The 23,402-nt window shown below is 71.2% G+C and carries 22 protein-coding genes; 12 read left to right on the forward strand and 10 right to left on the reverse strand.

Going from position 1 to position 23,402, the window contains the following annotated elements:
- The 4 genes from HG543_RS33415 to HG543_RS33430 all read left to right on the forward strand — a co-directional run.
- Positions 1–1,250, forward strand: a 1,250-nt coding sequence (locus HG543_RS33415; RefSeq protein ID WP_169348979.1) for a TolC family protein, incomplete at its 5' end; no start/stop codon positions are given.
- Positions 1,238–2,530 (forward strand): efflux RND transporter periplasmic adaptor subunit, encoded by a 1,293-nt coding sequence (locus HG543_RS33420; protein ID WP_343073503.1) that lies wholly within the window; start codon positions 1,238–1,240, stop codon positions 2,528–2,530. The genes HG543_RS33415 and HG543_RS33420, both read left to right, overlap by 13 nt.
- Before the next feature lie 18 nt (positions 2,531–2,548).
- Complete coding sequence (locus HG543_RS33425; protein ID WP_169348980.1) at positions 2,549–5,686, forward strand: efflux RND transporter permease subunit; 3,138 nt, start codon at positions 2,549–2,551, stop codon at positions 5,684–5,686.
- Positions 5,687–5,788: 102 nt separating this feature from the next.
- A complete protein-coding gene (locus HG543_RS33430) occupies positions 5,789–6,967 on the forward strand; it encodes a hypothetical protein (protein WP_169348981.1) in 1,179 nt (392 codons plus the stop codon).
- A gap of 51 nt (positions 6,968–7,018) precedes the next feature.
- On the opposite strand, the gene HG543_RS33435 is transcribed toward HG543_RS33430, so the two are convergent.
- The 3 genes from HG543_RS33435 to HG543_RS33445 all read right to left on the reverse strand — a co-directional run bounded on the left by HG543_RS33435 (position 7,019) and on the right by HG543_RS33445 (position 10,650).
- Entirely contained in the window at positions 7,019–8,125 is a 1,107-nt protein-coding gene (locus HG543_RS33435; protein WP_169348982.1) for a putative NPN-dependent ornithine cyclodeaminase, read from the reverse strand.
- A gap of 133 nt (positions 8,126–8,258) precedes the next feature.
- A complete protein-coding gene (locus tag HG543_RS55735; RefSeq protein WP_169348983.1) occupies positions 8,259–10,070 on the reverse strand; it encodes a hypothetical protein in 1,812 nt (603 codons plus the stop codon).
- A 13-nt stretch (positions 10,071–10,083) separates the two neighbouring features.
- The gene (locus tag HG543_RS33445; protein WP_169348984.1) at positions 10,084–10,650 is read right to left on the reverse strand and encodes a protein-tyrosine phosphatase family protein; all 567 of its coding nucleotides are present in this window, start codon (positions 10,648–10,650) and stop codon (positions 10,084–10,086) included.
- Positions 10,651–10,817: 167 nt separating this feature from the next.
- On the opposite strand from HG543_RS33445, the gene HG543_RS33450 reads away from it, so the two are divergent.
- Positions 10,818–11,393 (forward strand): DUF1003 domain-containing protein, encoded by a 576-nt coding sequence (locus HG543_RS33450; RefSeq protein ID WP_169348985.1) that lies wholly within the window; start codon positions 10,818–10,820, stop codon positions 11,391–11,393.
- A gap of 125 nt (positions 11,394–11,518) precedes the next feature.
- Entirely contained in the window at positions 11,519–12,226 is a 708-nt protein-coding gene (locus HG543_RS33455) for a LysM peptidoglycan-binding domain-containing protein (protein WP_169348986.1), read from the forward strand.
- Positions 12,227–12,304: 78 nt separating this feature from the next.
- On the opposite strand, the gene HG543_RS33460 is transcribed toward HG543_RS33455, so the two are convergent.
- Complete coding sequence (locus HG543_RS33460) at positions 12,305–13,216, reverse strand: LysR family transcriptional regulator (RefSeq protein ID WP_169348987.1); 912 nt, start codon at positions 13,214–13,216, stop codon at positions 12,305–12,307.
- A 112-nt stretch (positions 13,217–13,328) separates the two neighbouring features.
- Here HG543_RS33460 and HG543_RS33465 point away from each other — a divergent pair, with 112 nt between their 5' ends.
- Positions 13,329–14,159 carry an SDR family oxidoreductase gene (locus HG543_RS33465; RefSeq protein WP_169348988.1) on the forward strand — a complete coding sequence of 277 codons (831 nt, stop codon included), beginning with the start codon at positions 13,329–13,331 and terminating at the stop codon, positions 14,157–14,159.
- A 10-nt stretch (positions 14,160–14,169) separates the two neighbouring features.
- Here the strand turns inward: HG543_RS33465 and HG543_RS33470 are convergent, their stop codons facing one another.
- A complete protein-coding gene (locus HG543_RS33470; protein WP_169348989.1) occupies positions 14,170–15,051 on the reverse strand; it encodes a LysR family transcriptional regulator in 882 nt (293 codons plus the stop codon).
- A 109-nt stretch (positions 15,052–15,160) separates the two neighbouring features.
- On the opposite strand from HG543_RS33470, the gene HG543_RS33475 reads away from it, so the two are divergent.
- Positions 15,161–15,460 (forward strand): YiaA/YiaB family inner membrane protein, encoded by a 300-nt coding sequence (locus HG543_RS33475; protein ID WP_169348990.1) that lies wholly within the window; start codon positions 15,161–15,163, stop codon positions 15,458–15,460.
- Positions 15,461–15,490: 30 nt separating this feature from the next.
- The gene (locus HG543_RS33480) at positions 15,491–16,192 is read left to right on the forward strand and encodes an ATP-grasp domain-containing protein (RefSeq protein WP_169348991.1); all 702 of its coding nucleotides are present in this window, start codon (positions 15,491–15,493) and stop codon (positions 16,190–16,192) included.
- Positions 16,193–16,198: 6 nt separating this feature from the next.
- On the opposite strand, the gene HG543_RS33485 is transcribed toward HG543_RS33480, so the two are convergent.
- The 4 genes from HG543_RS33485 to HG543_RS33500 all read right to left on the reverse strand — a co-directional run bounded on the left by HG543_RS33485 (position 16,199) and on the right by HG543_RS33500 (position 20,187).
- Positions 16,199–16,960 (reverse strand): eCIS core domain-containing protein, encoded by a 762-nt coding sequence (locus tag HG543_RS33485; protein WP_343073504.1) that lies wholly within the window; start codon positions 16,958–16,960, stop codon positions 16,199–16,201.
- A gap of 19 nt (positions 16,961–16,979) precedes the next feature.
- Positions 16,980–17,366, reverse strand: a complete 387-nt coding sequence (locus HG543_RS33490; protein ID WP_169348993.1) for a hypothetical protein — start codon at positions 17,364–17,366, stop codon at positions 16,980–16,982.
- 359 nt (positions 17,367–17,725) lie between these two features.
- Positions 17,726–18,817 (reverse strand): type IV pilus twitching motility protein PilT, encoded by a 1,092-nt coding sequence (locus HG543_RS33495; protein WP_246357484.1) that lies wholly within the window; start codon positions 18,815–18,817, stop codon positions 17,726–17,728.
- Between the two features lie 167 nt (positions 18,818–18,984).
- The gene (locus HG543_RS33500; RefSeq protein WP_343073505.1) at positions 18,985–20,187 is read right to left on the reverse strand and encodes a metallophosphoesterase; all 1,203 of its coding nucleotides are present in this window, start codon (positions 20,185–20,187) and stop codon (positions 18,985–18,987) included.
- 149 nt (positions 20,188–20,336) lie between these two features.
- On the opposite strand from HG543_RS33500, the gene HG543_RS33505 reads away from it, so the two are divergent.
- The 3 genes from HG543_RS33505 (at position 20,337) to HG543_RS33515 (ending at position 21,850) form a co-directional block, all read left to right on the forward strand.
- Positions 20,337–20,738 (forward strand): cytochrome c oxidase assembly factor Coa1 family protein, encoded by a 402-nt coding sequence (locus HG543_RS33505; protein WP_169348995.1) that lies wholly within the window; start codon positions 20,337–20,339, stop codon positions 20,736–20,738.
- Positions 20,739–20,786: 48 nt separating this feature from the next.
- Positions 20,787–20,930 (forward strand): hypothetical protein, encoded by a 144-nt coding sequence (locus tag HG543_RS33510; RefSeq protein WP_169348996.1) that lies wholly within the window; start codon positions 20,787–20,789, stop codon positions 20,928–20,930.
- Positions 20,931–21,052: 122 nt separating this feature from the next.
- Positions 21,053–21,850 (forward strand): TIGR00266 family protein, encoded by a 798-nt coding sequence (locus HG543_RS33515; RefSeq protein ID WP_169348997.1) that lies wholly within the window; start codon positions 21,053–21,055, stop codon positions 21,848–21,850.
- A gap of 60 nt (positions 21,851–21,910) precedes the next feature.
- Here the strand turns inward: HG543_RS33515 and HG543_RS33520 are convergent.
- Positions 21,911–23,402, reverse strand: a 1,492-nt coding sequence (locus tag HG543_RS33520; RefSeq protein ID WP_246357485.1) for an MYXO-CTERM sorting domain-containing protein, incomplete at its 5' end; no start/stop codon positions are given.

Genomic DNA, 23,402 nt, shown 5'->3' on the forward strand with positions numbered 1-23,402 from the left:
CCCCCCAACGGGTGAAGACGTGGGACGAGGCGCTCGCGCTGGTGCGGGAGCGGTCCACGGACCTGCGCGGCGCGGAAGCCGGAGTGGAGCGCGCCAGGGGCCGGGCGCGTCAGGCGCTCGGAGCGCTGCTGCCCAACGCGCGCACCCAGGCCAGCGTCGCGTACGACGTGCTCAACCCCGGCGCGCCTCCGGTGAACAACGGCACGGGTGCTCCAACGGGAGGCAACGGCCGTGTCCCCACCGCGCCGCTGGGCACCGTCACCGGCACGCTGACGCAGTCCCTCGTGGACATCAGCGCATGGCGCGGCCTGTCGTCGGCCCGGGCCGCCGAGACGGGTGCGGTGGCCAACCTCCAGGACGCTCGCCGCCGCCTGACGCTGGGACTGGCGCAGGTGCTGGTATCCACCGTGGCCGCCGAGCGCGCCGCCGAAATCAACCGCGTGGGCCTGCAGCGCGCCCTGGAGCGCGCCGCCCTCACCCAGCGCTCGTTCGAGCTGGGCGCCGGCAACCAGCTGGACGTGGTGCGCGTCAACCAGGACGTCGCCGTGGCGCGCGGCGCGCTCGTCTCCGGTGACGAGCAACTGCGTCAGGCCCGCGAGGCCCTGGGCTTCGCGCTGGGCTTCGGCGCTCCCATGGGCGTCGACCCCTCCTTCAACCTCCAGGGCCTCGTCGACCAGACGCGCAAGGACTGCGCTCCGCTGGACAGCCTCGACGCGCGTCCCGACCTCGTCGCGGCGCGCGCGCAGGTGGAGTCCGCGCGCGACAGCCGCAGTCAGGCCTCCGCCGGCTACCTGCCCACGCTGGGCCTGTCCAGCACTCTGCTGGGCTTCACCACGGACCCGGGCTTTGGTCGCTTCGCGACGTGGAACGTCTCCGCGGTGCTGGCCGTGCCCCTCTGGGAGGGCGGCACCCGTGGGGGCCTGGTGCGTGAGCGCGCCGGCCTCGAGACGCAGGCGGAGGCGACGCTGGAAAGCGCCCGCCGCGACGTGGAAATCGAGGTGGCCCGGGCCCGGCGCGGCGTCGAGGTCGCCGAGGCGCTGGTGAAGACGGCCATCGAGTCGCGCGACCTGGCCGACCGGACCGACCGGCTGACCCGCCGTTCCTTTGAAGTGGGCCGCGGCAGCAGCCTGGAGCTGGTGCAGAGCGGCGCGGCATTGCGCCAGGCGGAGCTGAACCTGGTGCTGCGTGAATTCGAGTTCGTCCAGGCGCGCCTGGACGCATTCCTGACGGAGGCCCGGTGCGACTGGTGAACTGGAAGATGATGCGGAGTGCCGCCCTGATGCTGTCCCTGGCGGCGACGGGCTGCTCGACCAGCAAGGCGGCTCCGGCGGAGCCACCGCCTCCTCGCGAGGTGGACGTGGTGACCCTCGCGCCTCGCGCGGTGCGCGACACCGGGGAGTACCTCGGCTCGCTCATCTCGCGGCAGAGCGTCACGGTGCTGCCGCAGGCAGCCGGCTACGTGCGCCGCATCCACGTGAAGCCCGGCCAGCAGGTGGAGGAAGGCACCCCGCTGGTGCAGGTGGACGCGCGCGAGGAGACGGCCGCGCTCGACAGCGCCCAGGCCCAGCTCAGCTCCGCCCAGGTCAACCTGGAGCTGGCGCGCCGCACCCTGGCCCGCACCGAGGCGCTCAACAAGGAGGGCCTCGCCAGCGCCCAGGAGCTGGAGAGCGCCCGCGCCCAGGTGGACGCCGCCGAGGCCGCTTCGCGTTCGTCGGCCGCGCAGGTGACACAGCGCCAGGTGCAGTTGCAGTTCAACCTGGTGCGCGCGCCCTTCGCCGGCACGGTGGGTGACGTGCTGGTGCGGCTGGGCGACTACGTCAGCGCCAGCACCGTCCTCACCAGCATCGCCCAGGCGGACGTGCTGGAGGTGAGCGTGGCGGTGCCCTCGCCGCGCGCCCGCGCGCTGAAGCCGGACACCGCGCTGGAAATCCTTGACGCGCAGGGCAAGGTGCTGCTCACCAGCAGCGTCTTCTTCGTGGCGCCCCAGGCCGACCCGCGCACCCAGCTGGTGGAGGTGAAGGCGGCCTTCCGCAACACCGTGGGCCTGCGCCCCAGCGAGCTGGTGCGCGCACGCCTCGTCTACTCCGTGCGCGACGCGCTGCAGATTCCGGCGCTCGCGGTGGTGCGCCAGAGCGGCCAGCCTTTCGCGCTGGTCGTGAGGGAGAAGGAAGGCAAGACGGTGGTGGAGCGCCGTCCCATCACCCTCGGCGCGCTGGGGGAGATGACCTACGTCGTCGAGAAGGGCCTTCAGCCGGGCGACCTCGTCGCGGTGTCCTCCCTGCAGGCGCTGCGCGACGGCATGCCCGTGAAGGTCAAGTCCGCGCGGAGCCCCGAAGGCAGCGTCCTGAGCAGCGCGCCACGACAGGGCATCGCGGACAGTCAGCCTCCCGGAGGCATTCCGGGGACTGAGGCCCAGACGAGCGCGCAGCCCCAGCGCGTCGCGGGCGTCCTCCCTCGTGGAGATATCCCTGGCGCTGGAGCTCAACCCCAGCGCGCCGGAGACCTCCGGCCTCTCCGCTCCGACCGCTGAGCGAAGGAACGCACGGCCATGTTCATCGACTTCTTCATCCGCCGGCCCGTCTTCGCCATCGTCTGCTCCATCCTCGTGACGCTGGTAGGGGCCATCGCCATCCCCTCGCTGCCCATCGCCCAGTACCCGGACCTCGCCCCGCCGCTGGTGGTGGTCTCGGCCAACTACGTGGGCGCCAGCGCCGAGGTGGTGGAGAGCGCCGTCACGATTCCCCTGGAGCAGGAGCTCAACGGCGTGGAGGGCATGCGCTACATCTCCTCCACCAGCAGCAACAACGGCACCAGCCAGATCATCGTCACCTTCGAGCCCACACGCGACATCGAGGTGGCCGCCGTCGACGTGCAGAACCGCGTCAGCCGCGCCGCGTCCCGCCTGCCCGCGCAGGTGAATCAGGCGGGCATCGTCGTCAACAAGGCCTCCACCCAGATTCTGATGTCCATCGCGCTGTACAGCCCGGACGACCGCTACGACGCGCGGTTTCTCAGCAACTACGCCGACGTGAATCTCAAGGACGCCCTCAAGCGCGTGCGCGGCGTGGGAGACGTGACCATCTTCGGCGAGCGCAAGTTCTCCATGCGCCTGTGGCTGGACCCCACGGAGCTGGCACGCCGCAAGCTCACCCCGCAGGACGTCACGCGCGCCCTCCAGGAGCAGAACCTCCAGGTCGCGGCGGGCCAGGTGGGCCAGCCGCCCTCCGCCGAGGACCAGCCCTACCAGCTCGCCGTGCGCGCCCAGGGCCGCCTCGTGGAGCCGGAGGAGTTCGGTGACATCGTCCTCATGCGCCAGACGGACGGCAAGGCCGTGCGCGTGAAGGATGTGGGCCGCGTGGAGCTGGGCGCGGAGAACTACAGCACGCTGCTGCGCTTCAGCGGGAAGAAGGCCGTCGGCGTCGCCATCTTCCAGTTGCCCACCGCCAACGCGCTGGACGTGAGAGACCGCGTCTACGCGGAGCTGGCGCGACTGTCGAAGAACTTCCCACCGGGCATCGAATACCAGACGGGCACGGACACCACGCTCGCGGTGCGCGCCACCATCCACGAGGTCCTCCAGACCCTGATGGAAGCCATCGCCCTCGTCATCCTCGTCATCTTCCTGTTCCTGCACGGCTGGCGCAGTGTGCTCATCACCGCCCTCACCCTCCCCGTCTCGCTGGTGGGCACCTTCGCCTTCGTCCAGTGGATGGGCTTCTCCATCAACACCCTCACCCTGTTCGGCCTCACCCTGGCCACGGGTCTCGTGGTGGACGACGCCATCGTCGTCATCGAGAACATCGAGCGGCTGATGGTGGAGAAGCACCTGTCCGCGGCCCAGGCCGCGCGCGAGGGCATGAAGGAGGTGGCCAGCGCCGTCATCGCCATCTCCATCGTGCTGGTGGCGGTCTTCATTCCGGTGGCGTTCTTCCCCGGCACCACCGGCGCCATCTACCGCCAGTTCGCGCTCACCATCGCCGCGTCGGTGGCGCTGTCCACCTTCTGCGCCCTCACCCTCACGCCCGCCCTCAGCGCGCGGATGCTGCGGCATCAGCCGGGACAGAAGTGGGTCTTCTTCCGCAAGGTCGACCAGGCGCTCGACTGGACGCGGACCGTGTACGTCCGCCACCTGCGCTCGATGCTGAAGCGCCCGGTCATCATCCTCGGCGCCTTCCTCCTGTGCATCGCCGCCACGGTGTGGCTCCTGCGCACCGTGCCCAGGGGCTTCATCCCCGACGAGGACCAGGGCTACCTCATCATCTCCGTACAGGGGCCGGAGGGCATGTCGCTGACCCAGACGGAGAAGGTGATGGCGGAGGTCGAGGCGGTGCTGCAGGCGCAGCCGGAGGTCCGCGCCATCTTCGCCAACGGCGGCTTCTCTCCCCAGGGCACCGGCCCCAACATGGCCAACATCTTCGTCCCGCTGAAGCCCTGGGACGAGCGTCCGGGGAAGGACCAGTCGGTGGCCGCGCTGGTGGAGCGGCTGCGAGGCCCCCTTGGCCGCATCGGCGGCGCGCGCGTGGTCCCCTTCCAGCCTCCCGCCATCCGCGGCGTGGGCAGCGTGGGCGGCTTCCAGTTCGTCATCGAGGACGTGGACGGCACCAGCTCGCTGGACCAGCTCGCCTCCGCGGCGCAGGAGCTGATGGCGAAGGGGAACGAGGACCCGCGGCTGCGCGGCGTCTTCACCGGCTTCAACACGGACACGCCGCTCTTGAACGTGGAGGTGGACCGGCAGAAGGCCAAGGCGCTCGGAGTCCCCATCGAGCAGGTCTTCAGCACGATGCAGGTCTACATGGGCAGCCAGTACGTCAACGACTTCAACTACGCCAACCGCGCGTACCGCGTCTACGTGCAGGCCGAGCAGCAGTTCCGCGACAGCCCGCAGGACATCAGCGCCTTCTACGTGCGCAGCGACAGCGGCGACATGATTCCGCTGGAGGCACTGGTGAAGGTGGAGCCCACCGTGTCCGCGCAGACCATCCGCCACTACAACCTCTTCCGTGCCGTGGAGCTCAACGGCCAGCCCGCTCCCGGCGTGTCCTCCGGTCAGGCCCTGGAGCGAATGGAGGAACTGGCCGCGCAGGTGCTCCCGCAGGGCATGAGCGCGGAGTGGACGGGCATCAGCCTGGAGCAGCAGCAGAGCGGCGGCCAGACACTCACCCTCTTCGCGCTGGGCCTGCTCTTCGTCTTCCTGGTGCTGGCGGCGCAGTACGAGAGCTTCAGCCTGCCGCTGGTCATCATCCTCTCGGTGCCGCTGGCCCTCATGGGCGCGCTGGCCCTGCAGCTCGCGCGCGGCTTCACCAACGACGTGTTCTGCCAGCTCGGGCTCGTGATGCTGGTGGGCCTCGCCAGCAAGAACGCCATCCTCATCGTCGAGTTCGCCGAGCAGCTGCGTGAGCGCGGCAGGAGCGCCATCGACGCGGTGGTGGAGGCGGCCGAGGTGCGGATGCGTCCCATCCTGATGACCTCGATTGCGTTCCTCCTCGGCGTGGTGCCGCTGATGACGGCATCGGGCGCGGGCGCCGCCTCGCGCAACTCGCTGGGCACGGCGGTGTTCGGCGGGATGCTCGTGTCCACCGTGGTCAACTTCGTCTTCATCCCCGGCCTGTACGTGCTGATGCGGAGATTGTGGGGCGAGAAGCAGCCGACCGTCGGCGACGTGGTGGCTCCGGCACCGTCTCACTGAGTGCCCCGTGGTAAATCCCAGCCAGGATGGAGCGCCCACTCCGTATGTCCCATACGGGACGAGGAGGCCTGCTCCCTCCCGAAATCCAAGAACGAGCAAGCGATGCGCGGATGGCTGGCGGTACTGGCGGTGATGTGGGTGGGACTGGCGGCGTGTAGCGGGGATGACGCGGAGGACAGAGGGCCCGTGAAACGGGCGGACTTCAACGCGAAGGTCACCGAGGCCCTCTGCGAGCGGTTCGAACGCTGTGGGCTCGTCGAGGACCGGGAGCGCTGTCAGGAGGAGCAGGCGCGCGAGGGCATGGCGTCTCGCCTCTCCATGGGCACACGGTACGACGACGCCCTCGCGGAAGGCCGGGTGCGCTACGACGCGGAGGCGGCGCGTGATTGCGTGGACTCCCTTCGCGAGGGGAGCTGCGAGGCGTCGCCCACGAGCCTGTCCATGCTGAGCCGGGGCATCGAGTACGACCCTCAGTGCCGCATCCTCCTGGGACAGGTCGAGGACGGCGCCGCCTGCCAGTCCACCGTCGAGTGCCGTGAAGGCGCCTGGTGCGACGCGCTTCCCTGGGCCTGCGGCGGCGTGTGTCGGCGCGAGCCGCTGCCGGAAGCCGTCATCGCGAACGACGGGTGCCCGTGGGGCACCGTCCTCATCGGCGGCAAGTGCCTCACGCCCGGAGGCGTGGGCACGCGCTGCGGGGCGGAGAACAACGTGGCGCTGGGCGTCTGCGACCAGACCACGTGGTGTGGCCCCACGAACCAGACCCACGGGACGTGCCAGCCGCGGGCCACCGAGGGCCAGGCCTGCAGCGACATCGAGGGCCCGTTTTGCGTCTGGTCCCAGTACTGCGGCGCCAGCGGTACCTGCCAGAAGGCTCGCGGCGAAGGCGAGTCCTGCACCGCGCCCGGCCTCAGCCGCTTCGGGTACCAGGAGTGCCAGCTCGAGCTGTTCTGTGATGGCGACGAGAACCAGCCCGGCACCTGCCGTCGCCGGCTCGGGGAGGGCGCCTCCTGCCGCGAAACCTTCGAGTGCGAGAGCGACCTGGGTTGCGCCAGCGCGCAGCCCAACGAGGGCGTGAAGGGGACGTGCCAGCGGGCTCCCACGAAGGGGGAGTCCTGCCCGGACGGCTTCTGCGCCCCGGGCATGCTGTGCTCGTATGACACGAAGACCTGCGTCACCCTGTCGCGCCTCGGCGAGCCGTGCGAGGTCGACGACAACTGCTACCTCTCCGGCAGCTGCGTGGACGGCATCTGCCGCATCTACGGCTCGCAGTCCTGCCAGTGACGCCCCGGCGAGGGGAGCGGTGACACGCCGTTCCCCTCGCGCGGGCCCGCGTCAGGCGCCCTTCGGGGCCTTGCCGCGCGCCGCCAGCTCGCGCTCCACGTAGAGCCGCAGGATGTGCATGAAGTCCTGCGCGTTCGTCACCACGCCGAAGGCCTGGTGCGTGCCGCGGTCCTTGAGCTTGCTCACCACGAACTCGGACGAGTCCACGCAGATGGTGGGCAGCTCGCGCAGGGTGCCGTCCTTCTCCGTGACGAAGGCCGGCAGCATGTTGCCGGTGGCGATGGCGTGCAGCGCGGTGGCGATCATCACCGCCATGGTGGCCTTCACCGCGTGACGGCGCATGGCGTCCTGCGCGGCCAGGTTGTCGGTGACGACGTCCGGCAGCGGCCCGTCGTCGCGGATGGAGCCCGTCAGCACGAAGGGCACCTTGTGCACCACGCAGGCGTGCATGATGCCGTTGGTAATCACGCCCGCCTCCACCGCCTTCGCGATGGAGCCCGCCGCGCGCACCTTGTTGATGGCGCGCATGTGCAGGCCGTGGCCGCCCGAGGTGGCCTCGCCCGAGTGGCTCATCCCCAGCGTGGTGTTGAAGATGGACGCCTCGATGTCGTGCACCGCCACCGCGTTGCCCGCCAGGAGCGCGCCCACGAAGCCGTTGGCGATGAACCACGTCATGTCCACGCGCGCCCGCGAGTGCACCAGCGCCGGGCCCGTCACCCACACCGGGTAGCCGCCCCGCTCGCGCTCCTCGACCAGCAGCCGCGCCATCTGCGCGTAGTCGATGGGCTTCTCGCGAGACACCTCGCTCGTCATGAACTTGAACTCACCCTCCCCGCCCTCCATGAGGTAGGCCATGTTCACGTACACGCCCTGGGTGCCGTCCTCGGCGTGGCCCACCACCACGCGCTCGCCCGCGCGCACGCGCCGGCCCTCGCGGGCCCACAGCTCGCCCTGCGCGTCCAGCACCAGCGCGCAGTCCATGCGCGGCTCGCGGGGCATGCGCCAGGCGCCGTCCACGCGCACGTAGGTGGGGAGGTTGGTGGTGGAGAAGAAGCCCTCCGGCAGGACGCCGTCCGCGGGAGCGGGCTGGAAGCGCGCGTCGGGGCACTCGGTGAAGCGCGCGGCCTTGAAGTCGGGATGGGGAATGAGGGTGCTCATCAGGCCGGCACCATGCGCGGCCCACCCGTCCGGTTCAAGCCTCTTGGCGCCAGGGCCACCCCCTCCCGTCCTCCAGCGGCCAGGCCGGGGGCTCCGGTTCCCCCGTAACGCGCCCCGACATGCGGGCCCGGGCTCAGCGTCCCCCGTGACTCGCGGAGAAGGCCGCCAGCTCGCTCCGCAGCAGCTCCGCGTAGCGGTCCGCCGCCCGGCGCAGGCGCGCGGCCTCGTCCGGGGCGCTCGCGTCGTAGGACATCGCCGCCAGCATGTGGTGGCCCAGCTGGAAGGCGAGGTACGCCTGACGGTGGAAGCGCAGCACCTCGGGTGACGGCAGGTGGCCCTTGTGGCGCTCCACCACCGTGCACAGCGCGCCCAGCGCGTCCGCGTCCAGCGCCAGCTCCACCGCCGCGCCCGCGAGGTCCCACGCGAGGTCCTGGCATCCCACCAGGTCATGCCCGCGCGCGTGGTCCACGCCGTCCGCCTTCAGCACGCGGCCTCCCGGCAGCACCAGCCACTCCCACGCGTGCATCCGGTTGTCCGTCACCGTCCGGCGCACCGCGCTCGCCAGCGCGTCCAGCCGCGGCTCCCACGCGTCCAGCGCGGAGGATACGGCACGTCCCAGCGTCTGCTCGGTGTTGTAACGCGCCATCTCCCACAGCGCGCGCGGGGACGCCCCGCACTCGTCGCCCACCGCGCCGAAGTGGTGCGAGCGGAAGCCGAGGTACGCGCCCACGCGCTCCACCAGGGCCCAGCGGTCCACCGCATCCGGCACCACGCTCAGCGGCCGCGCCTCCTCCAGCCAGGGCTGCACGAGGAAGCCGTGCCGCAGTCCCGCCACCGGCACGCCGAAGCCCGCCTCCGCCAGCGCTCGCGCCTGGAGATACGCGCGGGCCCCATGCGCCCCCAGCCCCACGAACTTCAGCAGCCAGCTCCGGCCGCCCGCGCGCAGCAGGTACTTGCGCCGCTCCTGCCACGGGTGCACCGCCGGCCACTCCGACTCCGGCGCACCGCTCAAGAAGAGGCGGCGCCAGCCTCCACCCGCCACATCCTCGGGCGCTCCCTCGGCCACCCCGGTGAGGTCCTCCACCCAACGCGTCAGCGCATGGGACGGGTCGGACGGGCGCAGCAGCAGCGATTCGAAGTCCACCACGCGCTTGTCGGCGCGGGCCCAGCGCTCGCGGTGCGCGGCCTTCGCCTGGGGACCCAGGTCCCCCGCGTGGCTCGGGAAGAAGGTCACTGACTCCGGCGCCGCGCCGTGCGCCTCCAGGAAGTCCGCCACCGCGCCGAACGAGGAGCCCGACAGGCCCGGCCCTTCGTCCACCACCGCGAAGCGCCAGCCCGCGCGCGCTTCCTCGACCAGCCGCGCGGACAGGTCCGGCGAGAGGGACAGTGTGCGCTCGAAGGGGTGCCCTCCCGGGCGCACGGTGCACAGCGCCTCCGTTCCCAGCCCCGCGGCCACCATGCCCGCCAGTCCCGTGCCGATGCCGCGGATGCCGATGACACGCCAGGGCCGCCCGTCCGAGGGCACCGCGCGGGCCGCCTCGAGGTACGCCTCCGGATAGAGCGCGTAGAAGGCGTAGCCCTCCGGCACCTTGCACCGCACGGGCTCGCGCGGTGCCAGGGCGGCGAGCGACTCCAGGAGCGGCGTCAGCGGCTCCAGGTCCGCGCGGAAGCCCTGCGTCCACGACGTGGCCACGGCATGGCCGAGCGCCAGCAGCGCGGCCTCGCACGCGCGGGCCAGCGGGGTGTCTCCATCACCGCCCCGCTGTGCGGACTCCGCGTCCAGCGTGCCCTGGGCCCACTCGCCCACGCGGATGAGCAGCGACACCAGCGCGGAATGACGGGGCAGGCCCGGTGACAGCGCCTGCACCTCGGTCCTCACGATGGCGAGCGCGCGCGCCTCGGCGAGGGCGTCCACCTCTCGCGGGTGGTCTCCGTACACCAGCATGACGCTCCCGGGGTCAGTCGTGGTTGTCGTCGGCGTCCGCGGGCGGCGGATTGCGCAGATGGCTGTAGGCGACGTCGGCCAGCGCGTTGAAGGTGGGCATCGTCCACGGCAGCCCGTGCCTCGCGCGCCAGTCCTCCGCCCACGCCATGAAGGTCCGGAGCTGCTCCGGGCTGGGCGACACCTGCCAGCGCTGCCGCTTGGCCAGCGTCAGCGCCTCCAGTGGCGGGTGCCCCAGCGCCACCATGCAGCACAGCGCGAGCAGCGCGCTGCGCCCCACGCCGTGCTCGCAGTGGATGAGGACCTTGTGTCCCTGGGACAGGTGCTCCGTCACCCAGGTGACGCCGTCGTCAATCATGTCGCGGCGGATGGCGCGCATGTCCACCGTGGGCAGGTGCAGCAGGGTGATGCCGTGCTCGCGCAGGAGGTGCTCGTCGTCACACTCCTCGACGCGGACGTCCACCACGTAGCGGATGCCCAGCTTCCGTGCGAGGTGCTCCGCCGCCTCGATGGGGTAGCGCCCGCCCACCGCCAGCGAGGGCAATATCCAGTCCAGGTTGAGCCTGCGGAAGGACTCGCTCATGCGCCGCAGGGTAGGGACGCTGGCGCCCCACCGGGAGGGGCCTCCGTCACTCCCCGAGCGCTTCCGGACATGGCGCCTGTCCGCCCCTCCACCACCTGACGCTCCGAGGCCGTGCTTGCGACGAGGGGCCAGTGGCGCGGCGCGGAGCGCGGCCACACCCCTGCCCCATGGAAGGCCAGCACCACCTGAAGCCGGGCCCGCTGTCGGGCGTGGTCCACCGCAACATCCGCGCCCTGGTGGAGGAGCGCCGCGAGCTGGAGCGCAGGAAGACGCGCCAGCAGCGCATCGCCGACGGCATCACCCGCTTCACGGGCAGCATGATCTTCGTCTACCTGCACCTGGCACTGTTCGGTGGTTGGCTCATCATCAACGCCGGCCTCGTGCCGGGGGTGAAGCCCTTCGACCCCTTCCCCTTCGTCATGCTGGCGATGTGGGCCTCGGTGGAAGCCATCTTCCTGTCCACCTTCGTCCTCATCAGCCAGAACCGCCAGGCCGAGCTGGCCGACAAGCGCGCCGACCTGGACCTCCAGGTCAACCTCCTCGCCGAGCACGAAATCACCCGCCTCATCCACATGGTGGATGGCATCGCGGATCGCCTCGGCGTGCAGACCGGCCGCGACGCACACCTGGAGGAGCTCAAGCGCGACGTGGCCCCGGAGAAGGTCCTGGCGGAAATCGAGCGCCACAACCGCCCGGAGTCCCTCCCCGAAGAGCCCGACAACCCCACGGACATCCCACACTGAGGCTGTGTTCCTTGGCTGTAGGTGAAAAACGCAGGGGGTAAGCAACTTCCATTTTCAGGCCCCGAGAATGGTTGCACAGGTCCACTCGTGACGCCCCCGCGTCGCCGCAAACTTCGGAGCCCCCCATGAGCAGCTACCGCATCAAGTCCGGTGACACCCTGTCCGGTATCGCGCAGCGGTATGGCACCAGCGTCAGCGCGCTGATGAAGGCGAATCCGCAGATCAAGAACGCGGACCTCATCTACGCCGGCAAGTCGCTGAACATCCCCGGCGCCAAGGACGGCTTCGACGGGCCGAAGAAGGGCAACAACAACTACACCAACCCTCCGCAGAACGCGGGCGGCACGGGTGGCACCGGCGGCACGGGCGGCGTGGACACCAGCGGCAGTGGCGCTCCGACCGGTGACGCGTTCGACATCGCCAAGTCGCACCTGGGCAAGAACGCGGGCTCGCTCAAGCTGGAGAAGAACGGCGTGGGCAGCGACATGGAGGACTGGGTCCCCAACAACGTCAACTGCGCCAACTTCGTCTCCGCGTGCCTGGAGCAGGCGGGCCTCATCACCAACGCCCAGCACGACAACAGCGTGATGGGCCTGATGGCGAAGCTGGACAAGGACCCGGACTTCAAGCGCGTGGACCTGAAGGACGCGAAGCCCGGTGACGTGGTGTCCATGAAGACGCCGGGCGGCCAGCACGTGGTGATGTTCGCGGGCTGGAAGGACGGCAAGCCCCAGTTCATCGGCTCCAACAACGTCAACGCGGATGGCTCGCAGAAGGTGACCATCAGCTCGATGAACTACCCCATCATGGCCGTCCACCAGCACCGCGGCTGAGCGTCCGCGCGCTGTTGAATGAGTCCCACGGGGCTCCGGGTCCGTCCCTTCCGGGCGGACACGGGGCCCCGTCGCATTTCAGCCGGTCGTCTCGCGCCGTGCGCGCAGCTCGCGGATGACGCCGACGAAGGCCCGCAGTCCCGCCGGCACGTGGCGGTGGCCCGGGTAGTAGAGACGGAGGCCGGGCCAGGCGGGCGTCCAGTCCTCCAGCACGCGGATCAGCTTCCCCGAGGCCACGTACGGCGCGACGGCCCACTCGCTCAGGTACGCCAGCCCCACGCCCTTCAGCGCGGCCTGGAGCCGCAGCTCATCATGGTCCAGCGTGAGTGAGCCCTTCACGTCCACCGCGACTTCCTCGCCGCGCTTCTCGAACTCCCACCGGTGGATGGCGCCGCTCTTCGTGCGGAAGCGGATGCAGTTGTGGGAGAGGAGGTCGCCGGGCGTGGCGGGACGTGCACGTCCCTTGAAGTAGCGTGGCGAGCCCACCACGGCGAGGCTCACGTCCGGGCTGCACGGCACGGCAATCATGTCCCGGGGCACGGCCTCCGCGAGCCGCACGCCCGCGTCGAAGCCCTCGGCGACGATGTCGATGAGCCGATCCTCCGTGACGAGGTCCACCTGCATGTCCGGGTAGCGCAGGAGGAACTCCAGCACGTACGGCATGAGCACCATGCGCGCGGCGCCCTCCGACGCGTTGATGCGCAGCGTGCCCGTGGGCGTGTCGCGGAACTCGTTGACGACCTCCATGGCGTCGGACAGCTCGCGGAGCGCCGGCCGCACGCGGGAGAGGAAGCGCTCGCCCGCTTCCGAGAGCGCCACGCTCCGCGTCGTGCGGTGGAAGAGCCGCACGCCCATGCGCTGCTCCAGCGTGGAGATGGCGTGGCTCAGCGCGGACGGAGACATCCCCATCTCGGCCGCCGCCGCGCGGAAGCTCCGGTGCGTGGCCACGGCGACCACCGCGTTCAGTTCGAGGAGACCGGCTCGTTTCATTGTTCGAGTTCCTGCATCAACCCATCCGATATCGACCGTCTTATTTCAATAATACCCGGCCGCTACCTTCGCTCCTGTCCGCCCCACTCCCGGGGCACAGCGGAGCGAGAACATGAAGAAGACTGTCCTCATCACGGGTACCTCCACCGGTTTCGGCAGGGCCGCCGCCCGGCTGTTCGCGAGCGAAGGCTGGAACGTCATCGCGACGATGCGCTCACCCGACGCCGAGAAGGAGCTCGTCCATCGAGACAACGTGCTCGTCATCCGGCTCGACGTGCAGGACCACGGCAGCATCGACCGGGCCATCTCCGAGGGGCTCGCGCGCTTCGGGAGAATCGACGTGCTCATCAACAACGCGGGCTTCGGGCTGCATGGCGTCTTCGAGACGATTTCCCGGGAGCGCATCCAGGAGCAGTTCGACGTCAACGTCTTCGGAGTCATGGACGTCACCCGGGCCGTCCTGCCGCACTTCCGGAAGCAGAAGGCCGGGGTCATCATCAACGTCAGCTCGGGCGCGGGCGTCTTCACGCTGCCCCTGCTGTCCGCGTACTGCGCGAGCAAGTTCGCCCTGGAGGGCTTCTCCGAGGCGCTCTCCTACGAGCTCGCGTCCCAGAACATCGTCGTCAAGATTGTCGAGCCCGGCGGCGTCACCAGCACCGACTTCGTGAAGCGCAGCGGCGACGAGGCCGCGCGCAACGCCTCCATCGCGGACTACGCGCCCTTCATCGCCGGCGCCAACGCCGTCTTCGACGGGCTGAAGTCCGCGCGGCTGGCGAGCTCGGAGGACGTCGCGCGCGTCCTCTTCCGCGCCGCCACGGATGGCTCGGACCAGCTGCGCTACGTGGCCACCGAGGACATCGCGCCCCTGGTCCGGGCGCGGCGGGAGACGTCCGAGAAGGACTACATCGCGTTCATGCGGTCGCGGTTCATGCCCCGGCCGTGAGGCCGGCGAGTCACCGCTCCGGCTTCGGCGCGAGCGCCAGCGCGGCCTGGAGCAGCGGGCTGCGGGTGGCGGACTTCCGCCACGCGGCGTGGATGGGGCCGGAGCGCGCGCCCGGAAGGGGCCGGGCCACCACGCCCGCCTCGCGCGGGCCTCCGGGCAGCACCGAGGCCACCAGCGAGTAGCCCAGCCCCGCCGCCACGAAGCCGAGGATGGTCTCCGACGAGTCCGCCGCGTGCAGCCGCTTCGGCTTCACGCCCGCCAGCGCCAGCTCCCCGAGCTGTAGCTCCCGCAGGTGCCGGTCCGTGCTGTAGGCGATGAAGGCGTCGTCTCGCAGCTCCGCCAGCCGCACCTGCCGGCTCTTCGCCTGCGGGTGGTTGGAGGGCAGCACGAGGAACGGGTACGTGCGCCCCACCTCACGCGCCTCCACGTCCTCCGGCACCTCCGGAAGGTGGTCCACCACCAGGTCCGTGTCGCCCGAGCGCAGCACGTCCAGCGCGGGCACCTTGGACTCGAAGAGGGCCACCTCGATGTCCGGCCGCTTCGCCTGGAGCCGCCGCAACCACGCCGGCAGGAGGTGGCGCAGCACGTGGCCGGAGGCGTGGACGCGCAGCGTGCCGCCCACGTCGCCCTTGCGCAGCGACTGCACCACCGCGTCCAGCCCTTCCAGGAAGGGCGCCACGTGCGCGTACAGCGCGCGGCCCTCGGGCGTCAGCACCACGCGGTCCTTCCCGACGCGCTCGAAGAGGGGCACGCCCACCTCCTCCTCCAGCCGCTTCACCTGCTGGTGCACCCCTGGCTGGGTTATCGGATACGGAAATGAGCGCGCCGCCCGCGCGTATCCTTCCGCGCGCGCCACCCGGTAGAAGCCCTCGAGCCGCTGGAGCTGAATCATCCACTCCAGGTTATCAATGGGCGATGGACTAGTTCCATGCGCTTTATGACCGGAAGGTGCATGTTTCCTCCCGTCAGCGAGCACGGCTCGCTCCGAGGAGGAAGCACGCATGTCCCGCGCCACGCCGAAGGTCGTCGTTCCCCACAGCACCGCCTGGGTTGCCCAGACCTGGCTGTCCTTCGTCCTGTCTGTCGGAGTGACGGCGGTGGGCATCTGGAACCTGCCGGTGGACGTCTGGGTGAAGTCCTTCCTGGGCATGGGGCTGCTCTTCACAGTGGGCTCCACCTTCAGCCTGTCGAAGACGGTGCGGGACCAGCACGAGATGGAGCAGCTCGGCACGCGCATCGACGAGGCCCGCGTGGCCCGGCTCCTGTCCGAGCACGACCCGGTGGCGCCGCCGAAGCTGTGAGGCCACGCTTCACGGAGTAGCCTGTCCGGCATGTTCGACGGGCTCACCCTGCTGGTCCCCGCCAAGGCCGACGTGGAGCGCGACGCCGTCACCCGCGCGTGGGAGGCGCGAGGCGGCGAGGTGCTGAGGATGGACCGCTTCTGGAGTCCCCCCGAGGTGGACCGCGCGCGGGTGCGCCTCTACGGCAACGACACCTTCTGCCTGGTGCTGGCGCAGAAGCTGGGCCTGACGCTCGTGTCCCCGCCGGACGACCTGCTGCTGAAGGTGGACCCGGCGCGGGTGAAGCGCGAGGTGCACGGCACCACGCTGGAGCGCGTCTCCACGGAGGCGTTCCCCCGCTTCATCAAGCCGCTGGTGCCCAAGGTGTTCCGCGCCGCGGTGTGGCCCGGGCCCGAGGCGCTCGCGGAGGAGTGCCGGGGACTCACGCCGGACACGCCCGTGCTGTCGTCGGAAGTCGTCTCCCTGCGCGCGGAGGCCCGGGCCTGGGTGCTCGACGGGCGCGTGCGCACGTGCGCGGTGTACGAGGGCGAAGGCGTGGTGGCGGAGGCCGAGGCGTTCCTCGCCACCGTGGCGCGCGAGGCGGTGCTGCCCCGCGTGTGCGTGCTGGACGCGGCGTTCGTGGAGGGACGGGGCTGGGCGCTGCTGGAGGCCAACGCGGCCTGGGGCGCGGGGCTCAACGGGTGCGACGCGGCCGAGGCGGCCCGCTGCATCGCCGAGGCGACGCGGGCCTGAAGCGCGTCAGGGCGCGCCGCGGCCCGTCTGCAAGCAGATGAGCGCCTCGTCCAGGAGGGGCAGCGCCGCCTCCGTCCAGCCCTTCAGCTTCGCGCGCGGCGGCAGCGGAACGGAGGGCGGGATGAGGCCCGCCAGCGCGGCGTCCTCGATGAGCTGGGCCTGCTGCTCGGGGTTGAGCTCGGCCCAGCGCAGGTGGCGGGCCACCGCCTTGCGCCAGTCGTAGCCCTCGCCCCACCACTGCGCGACGAGCGCGGCGCTCAGGTACGCGGTGCCGCCGTGCTGGTGCTGCCACACGTGCGTCAGCTCGTGCACCAGCAGCCCGAAGTCCACCGTCTCCCGCCCCGGCACGAAGAGGGTGTTGCCGTGCGCGAAGGCCCGGCCCGTGACACCGAGCAGGCCCAGCCGCGCCTCCTTCACCCGCACCCGGGCGTAATCGAGGCTCTCGCCGAAGATGGGGTGCAGCCGGGCCAACTCCTCGTCCGTGAGGCGGCGGCCCGGCACCTCCACACCGGCCAGCACCTGCACCGCGCTCAGCACGCGCCCGGCCAGCATCAGCACCAGGTCCGCCGGCATCAGCGCCACGCGCGTCAGCCCGTGCCGCAGCCGGGGCAGGCCCTCGCGCGGACGGCCGCGGGCACAGCGGGACGCGCCTCCGGCGAGCGACGTCAGCACCACGCCCATGCTCCGCGCGACACCCAGTGACGCGCTCGCCACTCCCGTCAGCAGGCCATGGCCCGCATCCACCAGCCGGGCGTGGAAAGAGGACACGCGGCCCACCGCCAGGACCTCAGCGCCCGCCCGCGGCGGCACGCCTCGCGTCGGCCACGCCCAGCACCGACTCCACGAGGGAACGAAGCGCGCCCGGACGCCACGGCCGCGCCAGCGCGAAGTGGGTGTGGCACGAGGCGCTGTACGCCGCCGCCAGCTCCGGACGGAAGTGCGACGACACGAGGATGCGCGGTCCCGTGAAGCCCCGCTCCACCAGCCGCACCAGGAAGGCCGGCACCCCGGAGCGCTCCGCCGTGTCCAGGTCGATGACCAGCGCGTCCGGCAGCGCGCTCACGTCCAGCCGCCGGTCCGCCGACGCCGTGCCCAGCGTGTGCACCAGCTCGAAGCCCGACGCCAGCTCCCGGCCAATGGCCAGCCGGAGTAAGGGTGATTCGGACACCAACATCACCCGCGGCGCCCCCGGTGCCGGCACCCCATGACGCACCCGGCCAGGCCTCTCACCCGAGGCGAGCGCCAGACGCAGCGCGCCAACCTCCTTCAGGTTCCGGGTGAGGCGGGACGCCAGACAGCTCGAATGGGGGGCAGGAGCGTGGGACACACCCGGAGAGTAACCAGCAATAGCGGAAATATCAAGCTTTGCTTCAATTCTTGCGCAAACGGCCGCGTGGACCCGGAGTCCCGGGGTTTGGCCACGCGGTTGAGACCCGTGTGCGATGAACTTCCGTTCAGTAGGTCGGGAAAGACCACTGACCACCTGAACTGGGGTTCAATGGACCCGCCTGATTCTCAGGCGCCGAGCGGGGCTCAGTCGAACTCGAGCGCGCGCTGGAAGTCGGCCGGGTTGGAGGCGGCGCTCTGGGCCGTGTCCAGGGTGATGATGCCCTCGCGGTAGAGCTGGGTGAGGTGCTGATCGAAGGACTGCATGCCGAACATGTCGCGGCCCTTCTCGATGACGTCCTTCAGCTCGCTGGCCCGGTCCTCGCGGATGTACTGCTCCACGGACTTCGTCTGCGTCATGATTTCCAGCGCGACGGTGCGGCCCTTGCCGCTGGCGCGGGGCAAGAGGCGCTGGGAGATGGTGGCCTTGAGGCAGTCCGCCAGGCGCATGCGCACCATGGCCTGCTCCTCGGCGGGGAACACCGAGATGAGGCGGTTGATGGTGCGCGACGCGTCCGTGGTGTGCACGGTGGAGAGCACCAGGTGGCCCGTCTCGGAGGCCTTGAGCGCGATGTCGATGGTCTCCGTGTCGCGCATCTCGCCCACCAGAATCACGTCCGGGTCCTGCCGCAGCGCCGAGCGCAGCGCGCGCGCGAAGCTCTCCGTGTCCGGGCCAATCTCCCGCTGGGAGATGGAGGACTTGATGTTCTTGTAGACGAACTCGATGGGGTCCTCGATGGTGAGGATGTGCAGGCTCTCGTTGCGGTTGATGTGGTCAATCATCGCCGCGAGCGTGGAGCTCTTGCCCGAGCCCGTGGCCCCCGTCACCAGCACGAGACCGCGGTCGTTGCTCGCAATCTTCTTGAGGACCTGCGGCAGCCCCAGCGCGTCGATGTTGGGAATCTCGTCGGGGATGATGCGCAGGATGCACGCCAGCGAGCCGCGCTGCCGGTAGATGTTCACGCGGAAGCGCGCCACGCCGTGCACGCTGTAGGACGTGTCGCACTCCTGCAGCGAGTCGATTTGCGCCTTCATCAACTGGTCGTTGATGACGTGCAGGGCCACCTGCTTCGTGTGGTCCGCGTGCAGCTTCTCCATCTTCAGGGGCCGCAGCACCCCGTTGACGCGGTAGATGGGCGGGTCCCCCGGACGGAAGTGGATGTCCGAGGCGCCATTCTGCACGCCCACCGTGAGCAGCTTGTTCAACGTCGTCAGGTCCACCGGGTGAAGCCCCCTCATCAGCAACGGGAGCCACGGATTCTAGGTGAACGCGCCAGAAGAAACAGGGACGCCGCGCGAGCCCGTGAGGTGCCGGGTGACCCCTGCCCCCGGATGGCTGAAGCAACGGCGCATCAATGAGCAGGCAGCCGGGAGGGGGCTCGTTCGACCCCACCCTGGGAGCGCCGTCACCCCGCCGAAACGAGCGTCAGCTCCGCGATTTCGGGCGCGGGCCCCAGGCGCAGAGGTGGGCCCCAGTAGCCGGTGCCCCGGTGGGTGTACACACGCACGCCGGCGATGGTGGCCAGCCCGCGCACCACGGGCTGCTGCAGCTTCACGAAGAACATGAAGGGGAAGACCTGTCCGCCGTGCGTGTGCCCGGACAGCTGCAGGTCCACCTCCACGCCCGCGCGGGCCACGTGGAGCGCCGTGCGCGGCTGGTGCGCCAGGAGCAGGCGCGGCACGCCCTCGGGAGCTCCGGCGAGCGCCACGTCCGGGCGGCTCGCGTGCGCGGGGTGGATGTGGCCCGCGTCGTGGTCCGTCACGCCCGCCACGGTGAGCCGCGCGCCGTCGCGCTCCACCACGCGGTGCTCGTTCTGCAGCACGGTGAGCCCCAGCCGCGCCACCTCGGCCGCCCAGGCGGGGCCGCCGTGGTAGTACTCGTGGTTGCCCGTCACGTAGAAGACGCCGAGCGAGGCGCGCAGCTCCGCCAGCGGCTTCACCTCGTCGCGCAGCGCCTCCACGTGGCCGTCCACCAGGTCGCCCGTCACCGCCACCACGTCCGGCTGGAGCGCGTTCACCTGCTCCACCACGCGGCGCAGCCACTGCCCGTCCAGCGTGGGGCCCACGTGGATGTCGGAAATCTGCACCACCTTCAGCCCGTGCAGCCCCGCCCCCAGGCCGGCCACGGGCACCGTCAGCCGCTCCACCCGCGCCCGGCCGCGCGCCGTGACGAACGCGTACAGCACCGCGGGCAGCGACACGCCCACCACGGCCAGCGCCTTGCCCCGCGCCAGCGCGAGCGAGTCATTCACCACGCCCGTCAGCCGCAGCACCCACCCCACGAGGTCCGCCGCCACCACCGCGCTGAGGAAGATGCCGAAGGCGCCCAGCCAGATGAAGGCCGTCCACTGGAGCGCCCGCGTCCACGCGGTGGGCTCACGCCGGGACACCGCCATGCCCACCGGCAGCGACACGAAGAGGAGCGCCACCAGCAGCGGGCCCACCACCGGCCAGGGCGCGGGCAGCTGGGGGCTCACGAACAGGCGCGCGGCGATGTACGCGTGCAGCCCGCCGAAGATGGCGAGGATGCCACCCAGCGACATCAACCACCGCAGCACCATTCCTGGCGCCACGCGCGGCCCCGCCCTGCGTTGGGACACTTCCGCCACGTTCCGCGACCTCCCTCTGCGACTCACACCCACGAGGACGCGGAACATAACGGCCGGTTTCGCCCCTCGCTCGGCAACCCGCCCGGCTGCCCGTTAACGTAACGGAGATGCCGCGCCTCCGACGTGACAATGCCTGGACGAGCTGGTGGATGGCCGCCGCCCTGGTGGTCGCCGGCCTCGGGTGCTTCGCAGGGGGCGTGGCCTGGACGGTGCGCTCGCTGTACCGGGGCATGGAGCAGGAGCTGCGCCGGGACGACGTGCACCGGCTCGCGCTGCGCACGGCGGAGGCCTCGCCCCGGGCCACGGAGCTGCTCGGCGCGCCGCTGACGAGCAGCGCGCTCACGCTGCGGGCCCATGGCACCACGCCCGACGCGGGGCTCGTGGACTTCGACCTCGCGGTGCGGGGCCCGAAGGGCCACGGCGTGCTGCGCGCACAGGTGGCCTACACCCCCAGGGTGTGGACGCTGCGCCGGCTGGTCCTCCGCCCGGAGGGCGGAGACGACGTGGAACTCCCGGCGGGAGACAGCACGCCCGCCCGTCCTCCAGACTGAGCACCGGCTTGCGAGCGGCCACCCGCCACGCCCGGTTGCGGAGGCGTGGTGCTGGCCAGGCAGGACCGCTACCAGGGCTGGCGCTCCTGCGGCCAAGGCCTGGAGAACCCGGTGACGCTGTCCATTCCGCCGGACCTCGCGGACGACGACGAGGCGCTCGTGGCCGCGCTCTCCATCGTCCTGGCGCAGTAGGCCCGCGGTGCCCACGGCCACCGGGAAATTCGTGTCCCCGTGACATGCCCGGCCCAACTCGCGGGTTGAGCCATGCGACGGGGCGGGTATGGTGCGCCGTCCCTTTACGACGGAGCGTGTCCATGGCGCAGATGCACGAGGTGGACTTCCACATCTACGGCGAAGACCTGCAGTTCGTCGAGGTGGAGCTGGACCCGAACGAGGCCGCGGTCGCCGAGGCCGGCACCCTCATGTACATGGAAGATGGCATCGAGATGGAGACCATCTTCGGTGACGGCTCGGAGAAGAAGAGCGGCTTTCTGGGCTCGCTGCTCGGCGCGGGCAAGCGCCTGCTGACGGGCGAGTCCCTCTTCACCACCGTGTTCCTCAACCGCGGCGGCGGCAAGCGCAAGGTGGCCTTCGCCGCGCCCTACCCCGGCAAAATCATCCCGGTGAACCTGGCGAAGCTGGGCGGTGAGCTGATTGCCCAGAAGGACAGCTTCCTCGCGGCGGCCAAGGGCGTGTCGCTGGGCATCGCCTTCCAGAAGAAGCTGGGCACCGGCCTGTTCGGCGGCGAGGGCTTCATCATGCAGCGGCTCCAGGGTGACGGGCTCGCCTTCATCCACGCGGGCGGCACGCTGCACGAGCGCACGCTGGGCCCCGGCGAGATGCTGCGCGTGGACACCGGCTGCATCGTCGCCTTCCAGCCCACCGTGGACTACGACATCCAGATGGTGAGCGGCATCAAGACGGCCTTCTTCGGCGGCGAGGGCCTCTTCTTCGCCACCCTGCGCGGGCCGGGCAAGGTGTGGCTCCAATCGCTGCCCTTCAGCCGGCTCGCGGGCCGCATCCTCTCCGCCGCGGCGCCCGGTGGCTCGCGCGACGAGGGCAGCGTCCTGGGCGGTGTCGGCCTGGGCTCCCTGCTCGGCGGCGACGAGTAGCCCCGGGGTTTCACGGGCCGGCTCCTCCCGCGAGGTGGAGGGAGCCGGCCCCAGGTGCCGCTACCGGCGCCGCCGCCGTACCGCCGCGGCCAGTCCCGCCAGGAGGGCCCAGCCCCCCACCACGCCCGCGGGCGACGCGCCGCACCCGCCGCAGCCCACGTCGAGATTCGTGGGGCCGCGCACCTCGAAGCCCGTCTCGGGAGAGCGAGGCCCCGCCGCGCCCGTGGCGCTGACGAGCGCGTACGCCGTCACCTTGTGGGCCCCCGTCGCGAGCGCCTGGTCGGCGGGCACCGGATGCCGGAACGCACCCGTCGAGTCCGCCGTCACCCTCGCCACCTCCTTGCCATCCACCTCGATGGACACGGAGTCCCCGGGCCCGGCGACACCCGCGAACAGGGGCGTGGAGTCCACGACCTCGCCGTCGGCGGGCACCACCAGCACGGGGACCTCGCGCGTGCCCGCGTCCGGCGTCGACGTGCCCGCGTCCGGTGCCGACGTGCCCGCGTCCACGCCCGCGTCCGGCGTCTCGGTGCCCGCGTCCTGCACCGGCGTCCCGGCATCCGCGTCGACGGACTCGAAGACAATCCTCGGCGAGTACGGCCCAGTGCCGCCCGTCTCGTTGTGCGCATGGACCGTGACGAAGTGCGGGCCCGGCGGCAGTGGGTCGTCGGCGGGCACCTGGTAGCGGAAGCGGCCGAACGCATCCACGGAGAGGGTGACCTCCGGCCGGTCGTCGATTTCGATGCCCACCGTGACGGCGTTGGACACGCCCGCGAACAGCGGCGTGGGGCCGACGATGTCCCCGGCCGCGGGCACCACCAGGATGGGCTGCTCCACCACGCCGCCATCCGCCAGCACGACGCCCACGTGGAACGTCCTCTCGGCCGAGCGTGGGCTGTAGGCGCCCAGGGCGTCATCCGCCACCAGCGACACCCGGTGCGCCCCCTGACTCAGGGCCGGGCGTGACGCGGGCCAGCTCACGCTGAACACGCCGTCCGTGCCCGCGACGGCCTGAACGACCACCACGTCATCCACGTACACGCTGACGACGAGGCCGGGCTCCGCTGTCCCCTCGAAGCGGGGACGGTTCGATACGGCCAGTTCCCCGGCCTCGGGCGAGGTGAGCGCGGGCGTCGGCGGCGTGCGGTAGGAGAGGTCGAACTGCTGGATGACCCCCGCCTTTCCCGGAGTCGCGCCAAAGGTGGGGCCCCGCTCGCCGCCATCCGCCACGTTCACCCCGGCGGGCCCGCCGGAAGCGTTGATGGCACACCCGCTCAGGGGGCGCGACTGCAGCAGCACCTGTCCGCCACCGCCACCACCCCCTGGCCCGAGCGCGAAGGACGGCTCGCTCACGTTGCCGCCCGCGCCGCCCTGCGCCTGGATGGCCCCGCAGCCCACCTGCCCGGTCGCGCGCAGGATGACGGCGCCACCCGCGCCGCCGCCGCCCGCGCCGTCGTCTCCCGACGTGGTGGGGCCCGGGCTGCCATTGGCCGTGAAGCGGCCCGTCCCGGTCACCGAGTTCGCCCGGATGAGCACGAGGCCTCCGCCCGCC

The sequence above is a fragment of the Pyxidicoccus fallax genome (assembly GCF_012933655.1).
In the GTDB taxonomy this organism is placed as follows: Bacteria; Myxococcota; Myxococcia; order Myxococcales; family Myxococcaceae; genus Myxococcus; species Myxococcus fallax.